The sequence below is a fragment of the Xanthomonas sp. NCPPB 4467 genome (assembly GCF_041475665.2).
Lineage (GTDB): Bacteria > Pseudomonadota > Gammaproteobacteria > Xanthomonadales > Xanthomonadaceae > Xanthomonas > Xanthomonas dyei.
Map to the genome: position 1 here is coordinate 1293759 of NZ_CM191260.1, position 18664 is coordinate 1312422.

The window sequence follows — 18664 nt, forward strand, 5'->3', positions numbered from 1 at the left end:
GAACATGTCCCGTGTAGCCAAGAAGCCTGTGTCCCTTCCGAAGGGTGTTGAACTCAACGTCCAGCCTGAGCTGGTCAGCGTCAAGGGCCCGAAGGGCACGTTGACCCTGCCGAAGCCGGTGGGCGTGGAAATCGCCATCGACGGCGACGTTGCAACCCTGTCGGCGAATGATCCGTCGCAGCTCGCCATCACCGGCACCGTGCGCGCCATCCTGGCCAATATGGTCAAGGGCGTGTCCGAAGGTTTCGAGCGCAAGCTCGAGCTGGTCGGCGTCGGTTACCGTGCCGCCATGCAAGGCAAGGATCTGAGCCTGGCGCTCGGTTTCTCGCATCCGCTGGTGTTCGTGGCGCCGGAAGGCATCACGCTGTCGACCCCGACCCAGACCGAAATCGTGGTCCAGGGCGCCGACAAGCAGCGCGTCGGCGAAGTCGCCGCCAAGATTCGCGGTTTCCGTCCGCCGGAGCCCTACAAGGGCAAGGGTGTGAAGTACGCCGGTGAAGTCATCATTCGCAAGGAAGCCAAGAAGGCTTAATGGCGGGTCCCTCGCAAGAGCCCGCACATCCATGTGCGGACTTTTAACAGGAGCGCGCTTTTCCTTCAGCTTCCGTAGGATAAATATCATGAGCATCAACAAGAACATTGCCCGTCTGCGTCGCGCCAAATCCACCCGCTCGCATATCCGCGAACTGGGTGTCGCCCGTCTGTCGGTGCTGCGTACCGGTCAGCATCTGTATGCGCAGGTGTTCACTGCCGACGGTTCCAAGGTGATCGCTGCGGCGAACACCCTGCAGGCGGACGTCAAGGATGGCCTGAAGAACGGCAAGAACAGCGATGCAGCCGTCAAGGTTGGCAGGCTGATCGCCGAGCGCGCCAAGGCTGCCGGTATCGAGAAGGTCGCGTTCGACCGCTCGGGCTACCGTTACCACGGCCGCATCAAGGCGCTGGCCGATGCGGCTCGCGAAGGCGGCCTGCAGTTCTAAGCACTGCTGCGGATGTGGCCATCGGCCGCGTCCGCGTTTCCGCCGGCAGGGAGATGCCGGACCGTCCCGTTCTTTTGCAACGGCAACGGGGACACCGCTTCATTCCACAACCATAAGCGGCCTCGAGCCGTACATATTCAATCAATCAAGGAATCAAGATGGCAGAAGAACGTGCACCGCGGGGTCGTGATCGCGACCGTAACCGCGAAGAGAAAGTCGACGATGGCATGATCGAAAAGCTGGTCGCGGTTAACCGCGTCAGCAAGACGGTCAAGGGCGGTCGCCAGTTCACCTTCACCGCGCTGACCGTTGTCGGCGATGGTCTGGGCAAGGTTGGTTTCGGTTACGGCAAGGCGCGTGAAGTGCCGGTCGCCATCCAGAAGTCGATGGAGCAGGCGCGCAAGAATCTGGCGACTGTGGATCTGAATAACGGTACCTTGTGGCACGCGGTCAAGTCCGGTCATGGTGCCGCACGCGTCTACATGCAGCCGGCTTCCGAAGGTACCGGTGTCATCGCCGGCGGCGCCATGCGCGCTGTGCTGGAAGCGGTTGGTGTGAAGAACGTGCTGGCCAAGGCGGTCGGTTCGCGTAATCCGATCAACCTGGTCCGTGCAACCCTGAAGGGTCTGTCGGAAGTGCAGTCGCCGGCCCGTGTTGCGGCCAAGCGCGGCAAGAAGGTGGAGGAGCTCAATCATGGCTAAGGACACTGGCAAGACTGTGAAGGTGCGCCTGGTGCGCGGCCTGCGTGGTACCCAGTCGCGTCACCGCCTGTCGGTGCATGCGTTGGGCCTGAATAAGATCAACGATGTGCGTGAACTCAAGGACAGCCCGCAGGTGCGCGGCCTGATCAACACGGTTCACTACCTCGTCAAGGTTGAGGACTAATTCCATGACTATGCATCTCAATGACCTCAAGCCCGCCGATGGCGCCCGTACCGAGCGTACGCGCGTCGGCCGCGGCATCGGTTCTGGCCTTGGCAAGACCTGTGGTCGTGGCCACAAGGGTTCGTTCGCGCGTAAGGGCGGCGGCAAGATCAAGGCTGGCTTCGAAGGCGGCCAGACTCCGATGCAGCGTCGTCTGCCGAAGATCGGTTTCCGGTCCAAGATGGCACGCGACAGCGCAGAAGTGCTTTCCTACCAGCTGGATAAGCTGGAAGCAGGTGAAATCGACTTTGCAGCGCTGCGTGCGGCCAATCTGGTCCCGAGCCGCGCCAAGAAGGCGAAGATCGTGCTGAAGGGCGAGCTGAGCAAGAAGTTCGTGCTGAAGGGCGTTGCGGCGACCGCAGGCGCCAAGGCAGCAATCGAAGCTGCCGGCGGCAGCGTAGAGGAGTAATCGGCAGATGGCGCAGGCTGGCATTGGTAACCTCGGTGGCGGGCTCGGCAAGTTCACGGAACTTCGTCAGCGGCTGCTGTTCGTCCTCGGGGCATTGATCGTCTATCGCATCGGCTGCTATGTGCCGGTGCCGGGCGTGAATCCCGATGCCATGCTTTCGTTGATGCAGGCGCAGGGTGGCGGCATCGTGGACATGTTCAACATGTTCTCGGGCGGCGCCCTGCACCGTTTCAGTATTTTTGCGTTGAACGTGATGCCGTACATCTCGGCATCGATCGTGATCCAGTTGGCCACGCACATCTTTCCCGCCCTCAAGGCGATGCAGAAGGAAGGCGAGTCGGGCCGACGCAAGATCACCCAGTATTCGCGCATTGGCGCGGTGCTTCTGGCGGTGGTGCAGGGCGGTAGTATCGCGCTCGCGCTGCAGAACCAGACTGCGCCGGGCGGCGCTCCGGTGGTGTACGCGCCGGGCATGGGCTTCGTGCTCACCGCAGTGATCGCATTGACGGCCGGTACCATTTTCCTGATGTGGGTCGGCGAGCAGGTCACCGAGCGCGGCATCGGTAACGGTGTATCGCTGATCATCTTTGCCGGCATCGTGGCTGGCCTGCCGTCTGCAGCAATCCAGACCGTCGAGGCGTTTCGCGAAGGCAATCTGAGCTTCATTTCGCTGCTACTGATCGTCATCACCATTCTGGCATTTACGCTTTTTGTGGTGTTCGTCGAGCGTGGACAACGGCGTATTACGGTCAACTACGCACGCCGTCAGGGCGGTCGCAATGCGTACATGAACCAGACCTCGTTCCTGCCGTTGAAGCTCAATATGGCCGGCGTGATTCCGCCGATCTTCGCGTCGAGCATCCTGGCATTTCCGGCGACGCTGTCGATGTGGTCGGGTCAGGCGGCATCGGGCAGCGGCGTGGGTTCGTGGCTGCAGAAGATCGCCAACGCGCTCGGGCCGGGTGAGCCGGTGCACATGTTGGTGTTCGCAGCGCTGATCATCGGTTTCGCGTTCTTCTACACGGCGCTGGTGTTCAACTCGCAGGAAACGGCCGACAACCTCAAGAAATCAGGCGCACTGATTCCTGGTATCCGTCCGGGCAAGGCCACGGCAGATTATGTCGATGGCGTGCTAACGCGGCTGACGGCGGCGGGTTCGTTGTACCTGGTAATCGTCTGCCTGCTTCCGGAGATCATGCGCACGCAGCTGGGCACGTCGTTCCACTTCGGTGGCACCTCGCTGTTGATCGCGGTGGTGGTGGTGATGGATTTCATTGCGCAGATCCAGGCGCACTTGATGTCGCATCAGTATGAGAGCTTGCTGAAGAAGGCCAATCTGAAGGGCGGCTCGCGCGGCGGCTTGGCGCGCGGTTAGGTGGTACACTAGAACTTCATTACGTGAAGACGGCCTGGTTCCCGGGCCACGATCTTCCGATCAGAAGGGCGGCTCGCGCGACGTCTCGCGCGCGGGTGTGACGGGGTGGTCCTGTGCGGGAGTAGCACAGGCGATTCGGAGAAGTTTTCTGGATCAACACCGTCCGGCGCCGGAGCGAGGGCACACTCCCCACGCCGGGTCCATGGAACCCTTGGTTCCACGGGCTTCAAAGTAATCCGAGGCCTTGCTATAATTCCGAGTTCACTTTTGATCCATCCTGCCGGATGGCGCCTGGGCGCTGTCGGGCCATCACTCAGTTGGAGAATCGCGTCATGGCGCGTATTGCAGGCGTCAACCTGCCAGCCCAGAAGCACGTCTGGGTCGGGTTGCAAAGCATCTACGGCATCGGCCGTACCCGTTCGAAGAAGCTCTGCGAATCCGCAGGCGTTACCTCGACCACGAAGATTCGTGATCTGTCCGAACCCGAAATCGAGCGCCTGCGCGCCGAAGTCGGCAAGTATGTCGTCGAAGGCGACCTGCGCCGCGAAATCGGTATCGCGATCAAGCGACTGATGGACCTTGGCTGCTATCGCGGTCTGCGTCATCGCCGTGGTCTCCCGCTGCGTGGTCAGCGCACCCGTACCAACGCCCGCACCCGTAAGGGTCCGCGCAAGGCGATCAGGAAGTAAGGGATAGATCATGGCAAAGCCAGCAGAAAAGAAAACGAAGAAGAAGATCAAGCGCGTCATCACTGATGGCGTCGCTCACGTCCACGCTTCGTTCAACAACACCATCGTCACCATCACCGATCGCCAGGGCAACGCCTTGTCGTGGGCTACGTCCGGCGGCGCCGGGTTCCGTGGTTCGCGTAAGTCGACCCCGTTCGCTGCTCAGGTTGCCGCCGAAAAGGCTGGCCGCGCTGCGCTCGACTACGGCGTGAAGTCGCTGGAAGTACGTATCAAGGGTCCGGGTCCGGGCCGTGAGTCGGCCGTGCGTTCGTTGAACAACGTGGGCTACAAGATCACCAACATCATCGACGTGACGCCAATCCCGCACAACGGGTGCCGTCCGCCGAAGAAGCGTCGCGTCTAAAGGGAGCGATAAGAAATGGCTCGTTATATCGGTCCTACCTGTAAGCTCGCGCGCCGCGAAGGCGCCGACCTTTCCCTCAAGAGCCCGGCGCGTGCGCTGGACTCCAAGTGCAAGCTTGAGCAGAAACCCGGCCAACACGGCGCGGCTCGCAAGGGCAAGCTCTCCGACTACGCTACCCAGCTGCGTGAAAAGCAGAAGGTCAAGCGCATCTACGGTTTGCTGGAACGCCAGTTCCGCAACTACTACAAGAAGGCCTCGACCAAGAAGGGCAACACCGGCGAGAACCTGCTGCAGTTGTTGGAAACCCGTCTGGACAACGTCTGCTACCGCATGGGCTTTGCCGTCACCCGTCCGGCCGCGCGCCAGCTGGTGTCGCACCGTGGCGTGCTGGTCAATGGCAAGTCGGTGAATCTGGCTTCGTACCAGATCAAGGCTGGCGATGCGATCACGCTGTCGGAAAAAGCACAGAAGCAGCTCCGCGTGCAGGAAGCCCTGACCGTGGCTGAGCAGCACGACATGACGCCGTCGTGGGTTGAAGTCGATTCGAAGAAGTTCAGCGGCGTGTTCAAGGCCGTGCCGGATCGCGCTGACCTGCCTTCGGATATCAACGAAGCGCTGATCGTCGAGTTGTATTCGAAGTAATTCACATTGGAGAACCTCCGGCACTGCCGGAGGTTCGCAGGAGACCCCGCAACATGACGGTTACCGCCAACCAGGTTCTGCGCCCCCGTGGTCCGCAGATCGAACGTCTTACCGACAACCGTGCCAAGGTCGTGATCGAGCCCTTGGAGCGCGGGTACGGGCACACGCTGGGCAATGCCTTGCGTCGTGTGCTGTTGTCGTCGATCCCCGGTTTTGCGATCACCGAGGTCGAGATCGACGGCGTGCTGCACGAGTACACCACGGTCGAGGGTTTGCAGGAAGACGTGCTTGACGTCCTGCTCAACCTGAAAGACGTGGCGATTCGTATGCACAGTGGCGACAGCGCCACGCTGTCGTTGTCCAAGCAGGGTCCGGGCACGGTCACTGCGGCCGACATCAGGACCGATCACAACGTTGAGATCATCAACGGCGAGCACGTGATCTGTCACCTGACCAAAGACACCGCACTGAACATGCGTCTGAAGATTGAGCGTGGGTTCGGCTATCAGCCGGCTGCTGCGCGTCGTCGTCCGGACGAAGAGACCCGTACCATCGGTCGTCTGATGCTGGATGCGTCGTTCTCGCCGGTGCGTCGCGTTGCCTACGCTGTGGAAGCTGCACGTGTCGAACAGCGCACCGACCTCGACAAGCTGGTCATCGATATCGAAACCAACGGCACGATCGATGCCGAGGAAGCCGTGCGCACCGCCGCCGACATCCTCAGCGATCAGCTGTCGGTGTTCGGCGATTTCACCCACCGCGATCGCGGTGCGGCCAAGCCGGCTGCCAGCGGCGTGGATCCGGTGCTGTTGCGCCCGATCGACGACCTTGAGCTGACTGTGCGTTCGGCAAACTGCCTCAAGGCCGAGAGCATCTACTACATCGGCGATCTGATCCAGAAGACCGAAGTGGAGCTGCTCAAGACCCCGAATCTGGGCAAGAAGTCGCTGACCGAAATCAAGGAAGTGCTGGCACAGCGCGGCCTTGCACTGGGCATGAAGCTGGAGAACTGGCCGCCGGCCGGTGTCGCCCAGCACGGCATGCTTGGTTAATGTTTCAAGGCATGGGCGTCTTCGGGCGCCCGTGTTTGTTTTTCCACATCGACGGGCCAAAGCCCGCGGTGACACCCGGTCGAAGGACGGCCGGTTCGGACCAACCGCAGTCCATTCAACAGCGCCAGGATGGCGACAACGTCTCTCAGTAGTCTCAACATTCCTTAGGAAATCACACTCATGCGTCACCAGAAATCCGGTCGTAAGTTCAACCGCACCAGCGCGCACCGCGAAGCCATGTTCCGCAACATGGCGGCTTCGCTGTTCAAGCACGAGCTGATCAAGACCACCTTGCCGAAGGCCAAGGAATTGCGTCGCGTCGCCGAGCCGCTGATCACAATCGGCAAGGTCGATGGCGTTGCAAACCGTCGTCTGGCGTTCGCTCGCCTGCGCGACAAGGAAGCCGTGGGCAAGCTGTTCGTCGAACTGGGCCCGCGTTACGCGACCCGTCCCGGCGGCTACCTGCGCATCCTGAAGGCAGGATTCCGTGCCGGTGACAATGCGCCGATGGCGTATGTCGAGCTGGTCGACCGTCCGGTCGTGGCGGAAGAAGTGGCCGAGTAATCGGATCCCTTCGTCAAGATTTTCGAAAAAGCCCGGCTTGCGCCGGGCTTTTTTATTGGGCGTCTAGGTTGTCAATCGACGCAGCCGGGGGGAGGGCATGGCTGGTTTGGTGGGATTGCGGGGCGCTGCGGTAATGCCAGCGTGAGTTGAAGAATCCGCGAGCGCTTGTCGCCTGGTTTAAAGGCACAAATGCGAGTTTGGAGTGCGGGAACATCGGAGCGTGTGTTGGACGGGAAGGCGGTGTTGGGATATTTGAGCGACGCACCTCATATCAGAAGCGCCGGGTAACAAGTGAGCGCCACTAACGCATTGGATGGGACGCGGGTCGGTCTCTTGTTCCCGGAACCCGTGGAACTCCCAGCGGCCTAGTGGACAGCATAGAAATAGAGGGTTTGTGCGGGTTTCGCGTGGCAATGGCTGCAGCTTGCCCGCAGCAAGCGTCGAGCGATGAGGCGATCAAGGCGCATCAACCGTTCGTGCCCGAGCCGGATCACCATCCACGCCAAGTGATCTGGATGCCTCCACAATTCTTGAGGAGCGCTTGAGTGCTCTGCCCGCAGCCGACAGCACCACGCAGATCTAGCAGCGCTTCGCAGCAGGCGCTCCGTCAGACGCATGCATCCGTGGTCACGGCGGCGGTCATGGCTGATAATCGACGCCTTGGTCCTAGGCAAGCGGTCACGATGAATCCATTCCGTTGGGGTTTCCGGGCACAGTTTCTGTTGGGGTTTGTTGCTTGCGCAGGACTGCTGGCCTACGCGATTTATGTGCAACTGCACCTGGGCCTTGAGCCTTGCCCGCTGTGTATTTTTCAACGGATCGCATTTGCGGCGCTGGCGGTGTTTTTCCTGCTGGGTGCGCTGCACGGGCCGCGCGCGGCCGGTGGGCGCAAGGTGTATGGCGTGCTGAGTTTCATCGCTGCCGGCGTGGGCATGGGCATCGCGGCGCGACATGTGTGGGTGCAGATCCGGCCCAAGGACATGATGTCGTCGTGCGGGCCTCCGCTGAGCTTTCTGAGCGAGACGATGGGGCCGTTCGAGGTGTTCCGCACCGTGCTGACCGGCACGGGGGATTGCGGCAATATCGACTGGCGATTCCTGGGCCTGAGCATGCCGATGTGGAGCATGGTGTGGTTTGTGGCGTTGGCCTTGTGGGCGCTATACGCAGGTTTCAAAGCGCGTCGGACGTCAGTGCATCACTGACATGCGTTGATAGCGGCCGATAGCGCTGTCCCGATTGCGGGGCGGCAAGGTCGGTACTTGAAACCAAGTCTGTGAGCGCTTGGATTCTTTGTACAAGCCAATGCCCGCGTACTCTTGCCGCTGGCGTCCACGCTTCGAGTTGGCCGGTTCAACGTCATTACATGGACAGATCGCAGCAGATTGTCTGTTCCAGTAACGCGTTTCTTTAGCGCGCCGATGACATCGGTGACGGTACCGGTACGCGATGTGCGCTACTTGAACAGGCGCGGCCTTGATGGATGGCCAGGCGCGACGGAACACCGATCACCAGCGCGAGTCTGCGATCAGGTCTGGCGCATGCCAATCAGTCTGTCCATTTCGTTGAACCTGCAAAGCAGAAGGATCTGGAATCGACCAGGTCCTTCCGCCGCGTCGCACACTTGCCGGTGTTTCTAGCAACGCGCTCAGAATGTCTGCTGCAGGCTCAGGTAAACACCACGGCGTGGTGCCCATTGCGGGGCGAATACGCCGATGCCGCCGCCGTCGCGCAGCTGGTAGCTGCGATCGAGCACGTTGAGGACGGCCAGCTGCGCGTGCAGCGGGTGCGCGGTGAGCGCGAAATCGTGCCCGGCGCTGAGATTCAACTGGAAGTACGACGGGAGCTCGCCGCCATTGGGCACGGTATCGGTATCGGTGCGCAGGCCGCTGCCATAGAGGTAATTCGCCCCGATCCGGCTGTTGTCGTTGATGGCGTAATTGATGCCGCCGGAGGAGGTCAGCTTCTGGTCGTGGTCCAGATGGATCCAGTTGTTTTGTGCGTACGCCAAGGCATCCGGGTCGAAGTTGTACAGGCTGGTCATGACTTGCTTGCCCATCGCCTTGCTGTAGGCGAGGTTGAAATACGCGGTCACCGGGCCATTGCTGTAGTCGGCGCTGAACTCGGCACCGCGGATGCGGCCGTTGCGATAATTGAAGGTGGAATAGACATAAGCGGCGCCGAACTGGCCTTCGTCCTGCAACCGGTCCGCTTTGCGGTAGTAAGTGTCCAGGCCCAGGGTCAGGTGATCGCTCACTTCTTGCGAGATGCCGAGGTCGTAGTAATCGCTGCGTTCGCTCAGCGGCGTAGTCGGGCCGCCGCCGGTGGATTGCTGGTTGGTGGTGCCGTCGTACAGCGCGATATCGCTGGTGGAGATCAGCTCGCTGGCAGGCGGAGTGAAGTAGCGCGCGTAGCCGGCGTGCACGGTGGTGCTGGGGCTTGCAGTCCAGACCACACCCAGACGCGGACTGAGCTGGCTCTCGCTTGCCCCGAAGGCCTTGTACCGGTCGCCGCGCACGCCGTAGTTGACCGTCCAGTCGTCGGCGATCTTCCATTCGTCCTGCAGATACATCGCGTAAGTGCTGGCGTGGAAGCGGCTGCCATCGGGAATGAACACCGGCACGTTGCTGCTCTGGTTGCCGTCTGCATCGGCCGGGAAGACAGAAGAATTGTTGCTGGCGATGGCGTGTTCAAAGTTGCCGTACAGGCCATAGCGCAGCGTATGTGCACTGCCCCAGGGTGTGGAGAAATCCGCCTGCACGGTGTTGGCGCGATTGCTGCGGTCCACCTGCGAGGCGATGCCGTTGAAGATCAGATCGCCGGCCACATCGGGCGAGAACGCGACGCTGCTATAGCGCTGGCCGGCCGACAGCTGATAGCTGGTGTCGCCGAGCGTGCCTTGCAGTGCCAAGGTGCCGAAACGGGTGGCTTCGCGCTGGTTTTCGTCCAGGCGCGAGGAGTCGAAATCGGTAGTACCCAGGTAATCGAACGCCGGGGTCTGGCCGGGATTATTCGGGATTTGAAAGCGGTTGTTGGTGTAGCCGACCAACAGGCTGAGGCGCGTGTTCTCATTGATCAGATAGCTCAGATCGGCAAAGCCTTTGCCCTGATGGGTCTTGTCGTGCTCGGGCGAGCGGCTGTCGACCGGGTTTTCCAGCCCGTGGCTGTTCTGTTCGTAGTCACCGGTCACGAACCAGCTCCAGCGCCCACTGCTGCCCCACAGCGAGGCGTTTGGATTGACCGTGTCGTACGAGCCGCCGGTGATGCCGACGCTGCCGCCATTGCCCAGCTCGGCGCCGTTTTTGGTGGTGATGTCCACAACTGCGGCGGTGCGGTCGCCGAACTGCGCGGGCAAGGCGCCATCGAGCAGCTTGAGGTTCTTGATGATGCGCGGCTCCAGGCTCTGGCCGAAGCCGGAGATGGATTCGGGCAGCATGATGCCGTTGATGCGGTATTGCAGGTTGGCGTGATCGCCGCGCACATGGATGCCGCCGTACGAGTCCTGCACAACGCCCGGTGCCTGCAGCAGCACCTGGTTGAGTGGTGTGGAGGCGCCGAGCGGAAGACGGTCGATGTCTTCGGCAGTGATGGCGTACTGGCTGCTGCCGATATCCGGAGACAAGGCGTTGCGCGCCGCTTCGAGCTTGGCGATCACGTTGACGGTGTCCAGATCGGTGGTTTGCGCGGCGGCGGGATCTGCGGCCAGTGCGGCGCCGGCACAGGAAGACAAGAGAATGGAAACGATGGCAACGGGGAGGAGGCGAGGAGTCATGGCGGTCGCAGGACGGGCTAGGGAGGATGTGTTACCTCGTAACACTCCGCTTACGAGCGGGCGCTAGCGTAGGCCGAAAGTCATGCCTGGGCGTATGGCTTTGCTTGCCGTTCAGTCGTGCGCATCTGCGCGGCAAGCGTTTGCGCGCCAGCGATGGCTTCATCCAGAAGGGCATCAGGCGCACCGGCGCTTTGCGTGACGCGCCGGCTCTGCCACCATCGCAGGCTGTCCAGGAGTGTTGTTGCCATGAATCCTTCCGCCGCTTCTCCCGTTTCCGATTCCGCTGCCTCGGCGTGGGCGCCCGGCAGCTGGCGTGGCAAACCCGCGCTGCAGCTGCCGGTATACCCGGATCAAGCCGCACTGCAGAGCGCCATGGGCGAGTTGGGGCAGTTGCCGCCGCTGGTGACCTCGTGGGAGATCTTCGCGCTCAAGCGCCAGCTGGCAGAGGCGCAGGAAGGCAAGCGCTTCCTGTTGCAGGGTGGCGATTGCGCGGAGAATTTCAGCGATTGCGAATCGGGCACGATCTCCAATCGGCTGAAAGTGCTGCTGCAAATGAGTCTGGTGCTGGTGCATGGCCTGCGCCTGCCGGTGGTGCGGGTCGGGCGCTTTGCCGGGCAGTACGCCAAGCCACGATCGGCCGACACCGAAACGCGCGACGGCGTGACCTTGCCCAGCTACCGCGGCGATGTGATCAATGCGCCGGCCTTCACCGAGGCCGCACGCGTGCCCGACCCGCGCCGCATGATCACTGCGCACTCGCGGTCGGCGATGACGATGAACTTCGTGCGCGCGTTGATCGATGGCGGCTTCGCCGACTTGCACCACCCCGAATACTGGAACCTGGACTGGGTGGGCTATTCGCCGCTGGCGGCGGACTACCAGAAGATGGTGGCGTCGATCGGCGATGCGGTGCGCTTCATGGAAACCCTGTCCGGGTCGGAGGTGTACAACCTCAATCGCATCGACTTTTACACCTCGCACGAAGCGTTGTTGCTGCCCTACGAAGAAGGCCTGACCCGTCAGGTGCCGCGGCAGTGGGGCTGGTTCAACCTCAGCACGCATTACCCGTGGATCGGCATGCGTACCGCGGCGCTGGATGGCGCGCATGTGGAATATCTGCGTGGCGTGCGCAATCCGATTGCGATCAAGGTGGGGCCGTCGGTGCAGCCGGACCAATTGCTGCGCCTGATCGATGTGCTCAACCCGGAGGACGAACCCGGGCGTTTGAGCTTCATCCATCGCATGGGTGCCATGCAGATTGCCGAAAAATTGCCGCCGCTGCTGGAGGCGGTCAAGCGCGATGGCCGACGCGTGCTGTGGGTCTGCGATGCGATGCATGGCAACACCGAAAGCACCGGAAACGGCTACAAAACAAGGCGTTTCGACAATATTCGCAGTGAAGTGGAAACCTCGTTCGATCTGCATGCGGCGGCCGGCACGCGGCTGGGTGGCGTGCATCTGGAACTCACCGGCGAAGATGTCACCGAATGCACGGGCGGCGCGCGCGAGTTGACCGAGCGCGATCTTGAGCGCGCGTATCGCTCCAGCGTGGACCCGCGCTTGAACTATGAGCAGTCGCTGGAAATTGCGATGGCGATCGTACGCAAGCAGCAACAGGTGGCATCGCAGCCGTTGGGCGCATGAAGTCACTGTGCGTATGACGTGATGCTCATGCCGCATGCGGCATGCTCTGGCAGCCATCCCTCTCGCCCCCCACAGGAGGAACGGTTTGACTGCCGATTGGAACGTCATCCGCGAATACGCAATTCCGCTGGGCGCCGCGCTGCTGGCGGGCGTCGTCACCTGGTCGCTGATGCTGTGGCTGTTTCGCCGCATGCAGGGCCGCGATTATCGCCGCGCACGCATCATCCGCGTGGTCACGCTGCCGGCGGCCTTCATTCTGCCGCTGCTGTTTCTGGGCATCGCCACCGAGGCCACGCCGCTGTCCGGCAAGGCGCTGGCAGCGGTGCAGCACCTGTTGCATGTCGGCATCGTCGGCTGCGTCACCTGGTTGTTGGTGCGTGCGGTCGCTGCCGGCGAAATGGCGATCCTGCGCAGCAATCCGATCGAGGTGTCGGACAATCTCACCGCGCGGCGTATCCAGACCCAGACACGGGTCTTGAGTCGCGTGGTGATGGGCACGGTGATCCTGCTCGGTATCTCGGTGGTGCTGCTCGGCTTCGAGCAGGTGCGCCAGATCGGCAAGACGCTATTGGCGTCTGCAGGGATCATCGGGCTGGTGGCCGGTATTGCGGCAAAGCCTGTCTTCGGTAACCTGATTGCGGGGCTGCAGATTGCGCTGACCCAACCGATTCGTCTGGACGATGTGGTGATCGTGGAAGGCGAATGGGGCCGGATCGAAGAGATCGGCAGCTCTTATGTGGTGGTGCGTATCTGGGACGAGCGGCGCATGGTGGTGCCGCTGACCTGGTTCATCGAAAACCCCTTCCAGAACTGGACCCGGGCCAGTGCAGACCTGCTCGGTACCGCGTTCTTGTGGCTGGATTACCGCACCCCGATTGCGGCGGTGCGCGCGGAACTGGAGCGTATCTGCCACAGCGAGCCGCTGTGGGATGGGCGCGTCTGCGTCACCCAGATCACCGATACCAGCGACAACACCATCCAGGTCCGTTTGTTGGTGAGCGCGCGCAATTCCGGCGATGCGTTCGACCTGCGCTGCGTGGTGCGCGAGCGGATGATCGACTTTCTGACCCGCGAGCACGCGTACGCGCTGCCCAGGATCCGTGCCGAAATTGCGGCGCAGGAAAAGCCGGTATCGCTTGCTGCAGGGCCGATCTCGCCGGAGAGCGTGCGTTCGCCGGGTGCGGAAGACGGCGAGCCGGCGGCATCGATCTAGCGTTGCCTGTCGACGCGCCTGGCCGCAGTGCGTGCGCTGGCGCCCAACCGGTTCGCGATGCGGCGCATCGACACCGTGGCAGTACTGCGCTGGCTGGGCGGTAAGCAGCGCGACATTCGGGTGATGCTGTCTCACCACGTCGATGCCTGCACCGCCCCAGTGCTGCTTGGCGGTGCGGTCAGTCGGCCGTCTTCGGTTGCGATGCGCCCGATGTCGCGGGCGGTGCGCTCTGCGCGTAGCCCGGCGCAAACCGCGCGTGGCTGCGTTGCTCGTAGGCGTAGGCCAGTTCGATCAGGCGCGGCTCGCTCCACGCGGTGCCCATGAACAGCAATCCGAGCGGCAGACCCTGGGTCTGCCCCATCGGCACGCTCAGGCTGGGATACCCGGCCACTGCCGCGGCGCCGTAGCCGGCACCGGGAAAGGTATCGCCCTTGCCGAGCGTGGTGACCCAGGCGGGGCCAGTGGTGGGTACGATCAGGGCGTCCAGGCGGTCGGCTTTCAGTGCTGCGTCGATACCTTGTTCGCCGGCGAGCTGCTTGGCGTTGGCGCGCGCGCTCAGATAGCCCGGGTCCTCCGGGCCGGGCGCAGCTTGCGCCTGCTCGAACAACTCCTGGCCGAAGTAGGGCATTTCGCGCCGCGCATTGGCACGATTGAAGGCAACCAGCGCGTCCAGATCTTTGACCGGTGCGGCGTGGCTGCGTAGATAGGCATTCAAGCCGGCCTTGAATTCGACCAACAGGACCGTCTGCTCAGCGGCATCCCACTGTCCATCGGTGGGCAGGCGGGTTTCGATCACCGTGGCACCCGCCGCGCGCAAGGTCTGTACGGCGCGCTCCAATGCGGCGGTGATCGCGGGATCTTCGCGCAGTGGATTGCGCAGCAGGCCCAGACGCGCGCCGCGCAGGCCGTCGGGCTTGAGGTGGGCGAGATAGTTCGGGGTGGAAGACGGCGCAGTGCGCGTCGCCGGGTCCTGCGGATCGGGCGCGGCGATGGCCTGCAGCAACGTGGCGGCGTCGGCAACGCTGCGCGTCATCGGGCCGGCGGTGTCCTGGCTGGCGGAGATCGGAATGATGCCGTCACGGCTGACCAGACCAACGGTGGGCTTGAGCCCGATCAGGCCATTGACCGCAGCCGGACAGGTGATGCTGCCGTCGGTTTCGGTGCCGATACCCACCGTGGCCAGACTGGCGGCAATCGCCGCGCCGGTGCCGGCGCTGGAGCCGCAGGGGTTGCGATCCAGCGCATAGGGATTGCGGGTCAGCCCGCCGCGGGCGCTCCAGCCGGAGCTGGACTGGGTGGAACGGAAGTTGGCCCATTCGCTCAGATTCGTTTTGCCCAGGATTACCGCGCCGGCCGCGCGCAGGCGCTGCACCAGGAAAGCATCGTTGGCGGGGCGAAATTCGGCCAGCGCCAGCGAGCCGGCACTGTTGACCATCGGCAGCGCGTCGATGTTGTCCTTGAGCAGCACCGGGATGCCGTGCAGCGGTCCGCGCACGCGGCCGGCGGCGCGTTCTGCGTCCAGGGTGCGGGCGTCCGCCTCGGCCTGCGCATTGCGCTCGATCACGGCGTTGAGCGTTGGACCTGCGCGGTCGATGGTGTCGATGCGCTGCAGATAGGCGCGCGTCAGGTCCAGGCTGGTGGTCTCGCCACGGGCCATGTGGGCTTGCAGGCCGGCGACATCGGCATCGATCAGGTCGAGCGGTTTGGCCGCCGAGGCGTTGCCTGTGGCCGGATGTTGCAGGTCATCGGCATGTGCATAGCTGCACAACGCCAGCAGCAGCGCAAAGCACAAGGTGGTGGAGCGCATGGGCGGTTTTCCGCGGGGGACTTTCCGCAGGCTAACGTCGCTGCGTCGGGGTGACAACGTGCTGGCGCGCCCATGGACGGGCGGGCAGGGTCAGCGACGCCGGCGCTTGACCAGATCGCGTGCCAGCACGCCGACCACGATCAGGTTGATCGCCAGCACGCCCCAGGCGGTCCAGCCAGGATGACGGATGATGGCGTAGATATCGAAAGGCAGGTAGATGGCCGCCGACAGGCAGCCCAGTACCGAGGCCCAGGCCTTGGCACGCCACAGACCCCAGGCTTCCACCACGTGCAGCAGCCCGTAGGCCAGCATGGCGGCGGCCGCCAGATGCACCGCATCGGGGCTGATGGTCTTGAGTAACGACGGCAATGCGCCGTGGTCCGGATCCAGATTGAAACGGCGGATCAGCGTACTGACCGCATGTTGCAGCGGGAGCGGGCCCAGAATTTCCAGGCCCGTCGCCGCCAGCAGCGCAAGCCCACCCTTGACCGCCTCTAGCAAGGCGATCGCGTGGAGGCCCGGGTGCGCGCGCGGATCCGGGCTGTAAGGCTTGTTGCTCACGACTGTGGCTTAGTCAGCAACTCAGCCGGAACGGCCGGAGCGCTTACGGTCGCTTTCGGTCAAGCCCTTCTTGCGCAGGCGGATTTCCTTCGGGGTGACTTCGACCAGCTCGTCGTCCTCGATGAAGTCCAGCGCCTGCTCCAGCGTGTACTTGATCGCTGGGGTCAGCTTGATGGCATCGTCCTTGCCCGAGGCGCGCATGTTGGTCAGCGGCTTGGTCTTGATCGCGTTGACGGTCAGATCGTTGTCCTTGGAGTGGATACCGACCAGCTGACCTTCGTACACATTGTCGCCTTCGGCGGCGAACAGGCGGCCACGCTCTTCCAACGGCCCCAGCGCATAGGCAGGAGTGGCGCCGGCAGCATTGGCAATCATCACGCCGTTCTGGCGCTTGGCGATGGCGCCCTGTTCCTTCGGGCCGTAATGGTCGAACACATGGAACAGCAGGCCCGAACCCTGGGTCAGGGTGCGGAACTCGTTCTGGAAGCCGATCAGACCACGCGCCGGGATCATGTAATCCAGGCGCACGCGGCCCTTGCCGTCCGATTCCATGTTCTTCAGCTGGCCCTTGCGGCTGCCCAGCTTTTCCATCACGCCGCCCTGGTGCTGTTCTTCGATGTCCACCACCAGCTGTTCGATCGGCTCCATCTGCTTGCCGTCGATTTCCTTGATGATGACTTCCGGACGCGACACGGCCAGCTCATAGCCTTCGCGACGCATGTTTTCGATCAGCACCGACAGATGCAGTTCGCCACGGCCGGAGACCAGGAACTTGTCGGCGTCGGAGCCTTCCTCGACCTTCAGTGCCACGTTGTGCACCTTCTCGCGGTCCAGACGGTCGCGCAGCTGGCGGCTGGTCAGGAACTTGCCACCGGACAGGTCCTTGTTGCCGGCGAACGGCGAGTTGTTGACCTGGAAGGTCATCGAGATGGTGGGCTCATCCACGGTCAGCGCCGGCAGCGCTTCCGGGTGATCGAGCGCACACACGGTGTCGGAAATGGTCAGCTCGGCCACGCCGGAGATCGCGACGATGTCGCCGGCCTCGGCGGTGTCCTGCTCGATACGCTCCAGGCCCAGGAAGCCCAGCACCTGCAGTACCTTGCCCTGACGCTTCTTGCCTTCGCGGTCGATCACGCTGACCGGCATGTTCTTCTTCAGCACGCCGCGCTGGATGCGACCGATGCCGATCACGCCGACGAAGTTGTTGTAGTCCAGCTGGCTGATGCGCATCTGGAACGGGCCGTCCGGGTCGACGTCCGGTGCCGACACGTGCTGCATGATCGCTTCATAGAGCGGGGTCATGTCGCCGTCGCGCACGTCCGAATCCAGGCTGGCGTAGCCGTTCAACGCGGAGGTGTAGACGATCGGGAAGTCCAGCTGCTCGTCGGTTGCGCCGAGCTTGTCGAAGAGGTCGAACACCTGGTCGATCACCCAGTCCGGGCGTGCGCCGGGACGGTCGATCTTGTTGACCACCACGATCGGCTTGAAGCCCATCGCAAAGGCCTTCTGGGTCACGAAGCGCGTCTGCGGCATCGGGCCGTCCATCGCGTCGACCAGGATCAGCACCGAGTCCACCATCGACAGCACGCGCTCGACTTCGCCACCGAAGTCGGCGTGTCCGGGGGTGTCGACGATATTGATGCGGTTGCCGTTCCAGGTGATGGCCGTGTTTTTGGCCAGGATCGTGATGCCACGTTCCTTTTCCTGATCGTTGCTGTCCATCACACGCTCAGCCAAGACGGTGCGTTCGGACAGGGTGCCGGACTGCTTCAGCAGGCAGTCGACGAGGGTGGTCTTGCCATGGTCGACGTGGGCGACGATGGCGATATTGCGGAGTTTTTCAATGGACATGCGGAAAGGGCCCCTGTCTGGCGCCAGTCTTGAGATGAGGTAAGCCCAACATTATAGCGGTTTCGTTGCGTTGCCGTTGCGGATTGACGCAAGTCGATTCAGATCGCCCATTCAGGCAGCGTGACGGCTGCTCGAATCCAGGCCCGACGACGGCCTTGGACCATGGTCGTACCTGCGCAGTCGTCTGTGCGCCCGGGTGTATCCTAATGGGCTGTTGATCACCCCAGAACCTGCAAGGATTTCCATGTCCCTGATCGCCACTTTCGACACGTCCCGCGGCCCGATCGTTGTTGAGCTGTATCCGGAGAAGGCACCGCTGACCGTCGCCAACTTCGTCAATCTGGCCAAGCGCGGCTTCTACAACGGCCTGAGCTTCCACCGCGTCATCGCCGACTTCATGATCCAGGGCGGTTGCCCGGAAGGGTCCGGCCGCGGCGGCCCGGGCTATCGTTTCGAAGACGAGGCCAACAATGGCGTCGGCCACGAGCGCGGCGTGCTGTCCATGGCCAATGCCGGCCCGAACACCAATGGCAGCCAGTTCTTCATCACCCACACCGCCACCCCGTGGCTGGACGGCAAGCACACCGTGTTCGGCAAGGTCACCCAGGGCCTGGACGTGGTGGATAGCGTTGCCCAGGGCGACACCATCAACACGCTCACCATTGAAGGCGACACTGACGCCGTGCTGGCCGCCAAGGCCGACCGCGTTGCGGAGTGGAATAAGATCCTCGCCGCCTGATTGACCCTGATCGAACGGCCGCCATGTGCGGCCGTTTGCTTG

The 18664-nt window shown here is 62.8% G+C and carries 19 protein-coding genes; 15 read left to right on the forward strand and 4 right to left on the reverse strand.

From position 1 onward, the window contains the following. The first annotated feature begins 4 nt into the window (after window positions 1-4). From rplF to ACCQ06_RS05695, 12 genes are all read left to right on the forward strand, one after another. On the forward strand, window positions 5-532 hold the full coding sequence (rplF, locus tag ACCQ06_RS05640) for a 50S ribosomal protein L6 (protein WP_064634201.1): 528 nt from the start codon (window positions 5-7) through the stop codon (window positions 530-532). 88 nt (window positions 533-620) lie between these two features. Then, window positions 621-980, forward strand: a complete 360-nt coding sequence (gene rplR / locus ACCQ06_RS05645) for a 50S ribosomal protein L18 (protein WP_082473395.1) — start codon at window positions 621-623, stop codon at window positions 978-980. 158 nt (window positions 981-1138) lie between these two features. Then, complete coding sequence (gene rpsE / locus ACCQ06_RS05650) at window positions 1139-1681, forward strand: 30S ribosomal protein S5 (RefSeq protein ID WP_003486682.1); 543 nt, start codon at window positions 1139-1141, stop codon at window positions 1679-1681. Next, window positions 1674-1865: a 50S ribosomal protein L30 gene (gene rpmD, locus ACCQ06_RS05655; RefSeq protein WP_006450646.1), complete on the forward strand. Its 192-nt coding sequence runs from the start codon at window positions 1674-1676 to the stop codon at window positions 1863-1865. The genes rpsE and rpmD overlap by 8 nt, the downstream gene beginning before the upstream one ends. 4 nt (window positions 1866-1869) lie before the next feature. Then, window positions 1870-2313: a 50S ribosomal protein L15 gene (gene rplO / locus ACCQ06_RS05660; protein ID WP_012439114.1), complete on the forward strand. Its 444-nt coding sequence runs from the start codon at window positions 1870-1872 to the stop codon at window positions 2311-2313. A gap of 7 nt (window positions 2314-2320) precedes the next feature. Further along, window positions 2321-3688 (forward strand): preprotein translocase subunit SecY, encoded by a 1368-nt coding sequence (gene secY / locus ACCQ06_RS05665; protein WP_039412801.1) that lies wholly within the window; start codon window positions 2321-2323, stop codon window positions 3686-3688. A 332-nt stretch (window positions 3689-4020) separates the two neighbouring features. Further along, window positions 4021-4377, forward strand: a complete 357-nt coding sequence (gene rpsM / locus ACCQ06_RS05670; RefSeq protein ID WP_003486672.1) for a 30S ribosomal protein S13 — start codon at window positions 4021-4023, stop codon at window positions 4375-4377. Between the two features lie 10 nt (window positions 4378-4387). Further along, a complete protein-coding gene (gene rpsK, locus ACCQ06_RS05675; protein ID WP_003486671.1) occupies window positions 4388-4780 on the forward strand; it encodes a 30S ribosomal protein S11 in 393 nt (130 codons plus the stop codon). A gap of 15 nt (window positions 4781-4795) precedes the next feature. Beyond that, window positions 4796-5422 (forward strand): 30S ribosomal protein S4, encoded by a 627-nt coding sequence (gene rpsD, locus ACCQ06_RS05680; RefSeq protein WP_002811641.1) that lies wholly within the window; start codon window positions 4796-4798, stop codon window positions 5420-5422. Window positions 5423-5475: 53 nt separating this feature from the next. Continuing rightward, window positions 5476-6474, forward strand: a complete 999-nt coding sequence (locus tag ACCQ06_RS05685) for a DNA-directed RNA polymerase subunit alpha (RefSeq protein ID WP_104616954.1) — start codon at window positions 5476-5478, stop codon at window positions 6472-6474. Window positions 6475-6654: 180 nt separating this feature from the next. Further along, window positions 6655-7038, forward strand: a complete 384-nt coding sequence (gene rplQ, locus ACCQ06_RS05690) for a 50S ribosomal protein L17 (protein ID WP_003486665.1) — start codon at window positions 6655-6657, stop codon at window positions 7036-7038. Window positions 7039-7721: 683 nt separating this feature from the next. Beyond that, window positions 7722-8240 (forward strand): disulfide bond formation protein B, encoded by a 519-nt coding sequence (locus ACCQ06_RS05695; protein WP_228324022.1) that lies wholly within the window; start codon window positions 7722-7724, stop codon window positions 8238-8240. A 443-nt stretch (window positions 8241-8683) separates the two neighbouring features. Here the strand turns inward: ACCQ06_RS05695 and ACCQ06_RS05700 are convergent, their stop codons facing one another. Then, on the reverse strand, window positions 8684-10807 hold the full coding sequence (locus ACCQ06_RS05700; RefSeq protein ID WP_316690966.1) for a TonB-dependent receptor: 2124 nt from the start codon (window positions 10805-10807) through the stop codon (window positions 8684-8686). 246 nt (window positions 10808-11053) lie between these two features. Here ACCQ06_RS05700 and ACCQ06_RS05705 point away from each other — a divergent pair, with 246 nt between their 5' ends. Together ACCQ06_RS05705 and ACCQ06_RS05710 are read left to right on the forward strand one after the other, a co-directional pair. Continuing rightward, window positions 11054-12451 carry a class II 3-deoxy-7-phosphoheptulonate synthase gene (locus tag ACCQ06_RS05705; RefSeq protein ID WP_316690968.1) on the forward strand — a complete coding sequence of 466 codons (1398 nt, stop codon included), beginning with the start codon at window positions 11054-11056 and terminating at the stop codon, window positions 12449-12451. Between the two features lie 85 nt (window positions 12452-12536). Then, window positions 12537-13664 carry a mechanosensitive ion channel family protein gene (locus tag ACCQ06_RS05710; RefSeq protein WP_228324019.1) on the forward strand — a complete coding sequence of 376 codons (1128 nt, stop codon included), beginning with the start codon at window positions 12537-12539 and terminating at the stop codon, window positions 13662-13664. Between the two features lie 178 nt (window positions 13665-13842). On the opposite strand, the gene ACCQ06_RS05715 is transcribed toward ACCQ06_RS05710, so the two are convergent. The 3 genes from ACCQ06_RS05715 to typA form a co-directional block, all read right to left on the reverse strand. Then, entirely contained in the window at window positions 13843-15471 is a 1629-nt protein-coding gene (locus ACCQ06_RS05715; protein WP_316690970.1) for an amidase, read from the reverse strand. 90 nt (window positions 15472-15561) lie between these two features. After that, the gene (locus tag ACCQ06_RS05720) at window positions 15562-16032 is read right to left on the reverse strand and encodes a DUF2127 domain-containing protein (protein WP_104616959.1); all 471 of its coding nucleotides are present in this window, start codon (window positions 16030-16032) and stop codon (window positions 15562-15564) included. 21 nt (window positions 16033-16053) lie between these two features. Next, complete coding sequence (typA, locus tag ACCQ06_RS05725; RefSeq protein WP_104616960.1) at window positions 16054-17883, reverse strand: translational GTPase TypA; 1830 nt, start codon at window positions 17881-17883, stop codon at window positions 16054-16056. A gap of 244 nt (window positions 17884-18127) precedes the next feature. On the opposite strand from typA, the gene ACCQ06_RS05730 reads away from it, so the two are divergent. Further along, window positions 18128-18622 carry a peptidylprolyl isomerase gene (locus ACCQ06_RS05730; RefSeq protein WP_010368631.1) on the forward strand — a complete coding sequence of 165 codons (495 nt, stop codon included), beginning with the start codon at window positions 18128-18130 and terminating at the stop codon, window positions 18620-18622. Window positions 18623-18664 lie beyond the last annotated feature (42 nt).

Excerpts from the sequence above, each read along its gene's own strand:
- rplF (WP_064634201.1), top strand. The coding sequence starts at position 5 with ATGTCCCGTGTAGCCAAGAAGCCTGTGTCCCTTCCGAAGGGTGTTGAA.
- rplR (WP_082473395.1), top strand. The coding sequence starts at position 621 with ATGAGCATCAACAAGAACATTGCCCGTCTGCGTCGCGCCAAATCCACC.
- rpsE (WP_003486682.1), top strand. The coding sequence starts at position 1,139 with ATGGCAGAAGAACGTGCACCGCGGGGTCGTGATCGCGACCGTAACCGC.
- rpmD (WP_006450646.1), top strand. The coding sequence starts at position 1,674 with ATGGCTAAGGACACTGGCAAGACTGTGAAGGTGCGCCTGGTGCGCGGC.
- rplO (WP_012439114.1), top strand. The coding sequence starts at position 1,870 with ATGACTATGCATCTCAATGACCTCAAGCCCGCCGATGGCGCCCGTACC.
- secY (WP_039412801.1), top strand. The coding sequence starts at position 2,321 with ATGGCGCAGGCTGGCATTGGTAACCTCGGTGGCGGGCTCGGCAAGTTC.
- rpsM (WP_003486672.1), top strand. The coding sequence starts at position 4,021 with ATGGCGCGTATTGCAGGCGTCAACCTGCCAGCCCAGAAGCACGTCTGG.
- rpsK (WP_003486671.1), top strand. The coding sequence starts at position 4,388 with ATGGCAAAGCCAGCAGAAAAGAAAACGAAGAAGAAGATCAAGCGCGTC.
- rpsD (WP_002811641.1), top strand. The coding sequence starts at position 4,796 with ATGGCTCGTTATATCGGTCCTACCTGTAAGCTCGCGCGCCGCGAAGGC.
- ACCQ06_RS05685 (WP_104616954.1), top strand. The coding sequence starts at position 5,476 with ATGACGGTTACCGCCAACCAGGTTCTGCGCCCCCGTGGTCCGCAGATC.
- rplQ (WP_003486665.1), top strand. The coding sequence starts at position 6,655 with ATGCGTCACCAGAAATCCGGTCGTAAGTTCAACCGCACCAGCGCGCAC.
- ACCQ06_RS05695 (WP_228324022.1), top strand. The coding sequence starts at position 7,722 with ATGAATCCATTCCGTTGGGGTTTCCGGGCACAGTTTCTGTTGGGGTTT.
- ACCQ06_RS05700 (WP_316690966.1), bottom strand. The coding sequence starts at position 10,807 with ATGACTCCTCGCCTCCTCCCCGTTGCCATCGTTTCCATTCTCTTGTCT.
- ACCQ06_RS05705 (WP_316690968.1), top strand. The coding sequence starts at position 11,054 with ATGAATCCTTCCGCCGCTTCTCCCGTTTCCGATTCCGCTGCCTCGGCG.
- ACCQ06_RS05715 (WP_316690970.1), bottom strand. The coding sequence starts at position 15,471 with ATGCGCTCCACCACCTTGTGCTTTGCGCTGCTGCTGGCGTTGTGCAGC.
- typA (WP_104616960.1), bottom strand. The coding sequence starts at position 17,883 with ATGTCCATTGAAAAACTCCGCAATATCGCCATCGTCGCCCACGTCGAC.
- ACCQ06_RS05730 (WP_010368631.1), top strand. The coding sequence starts at position 18,128 with ATGTCCCTGATCGCCACTTTCGACACGTCCCGCGGCCCGATCGTTGTT.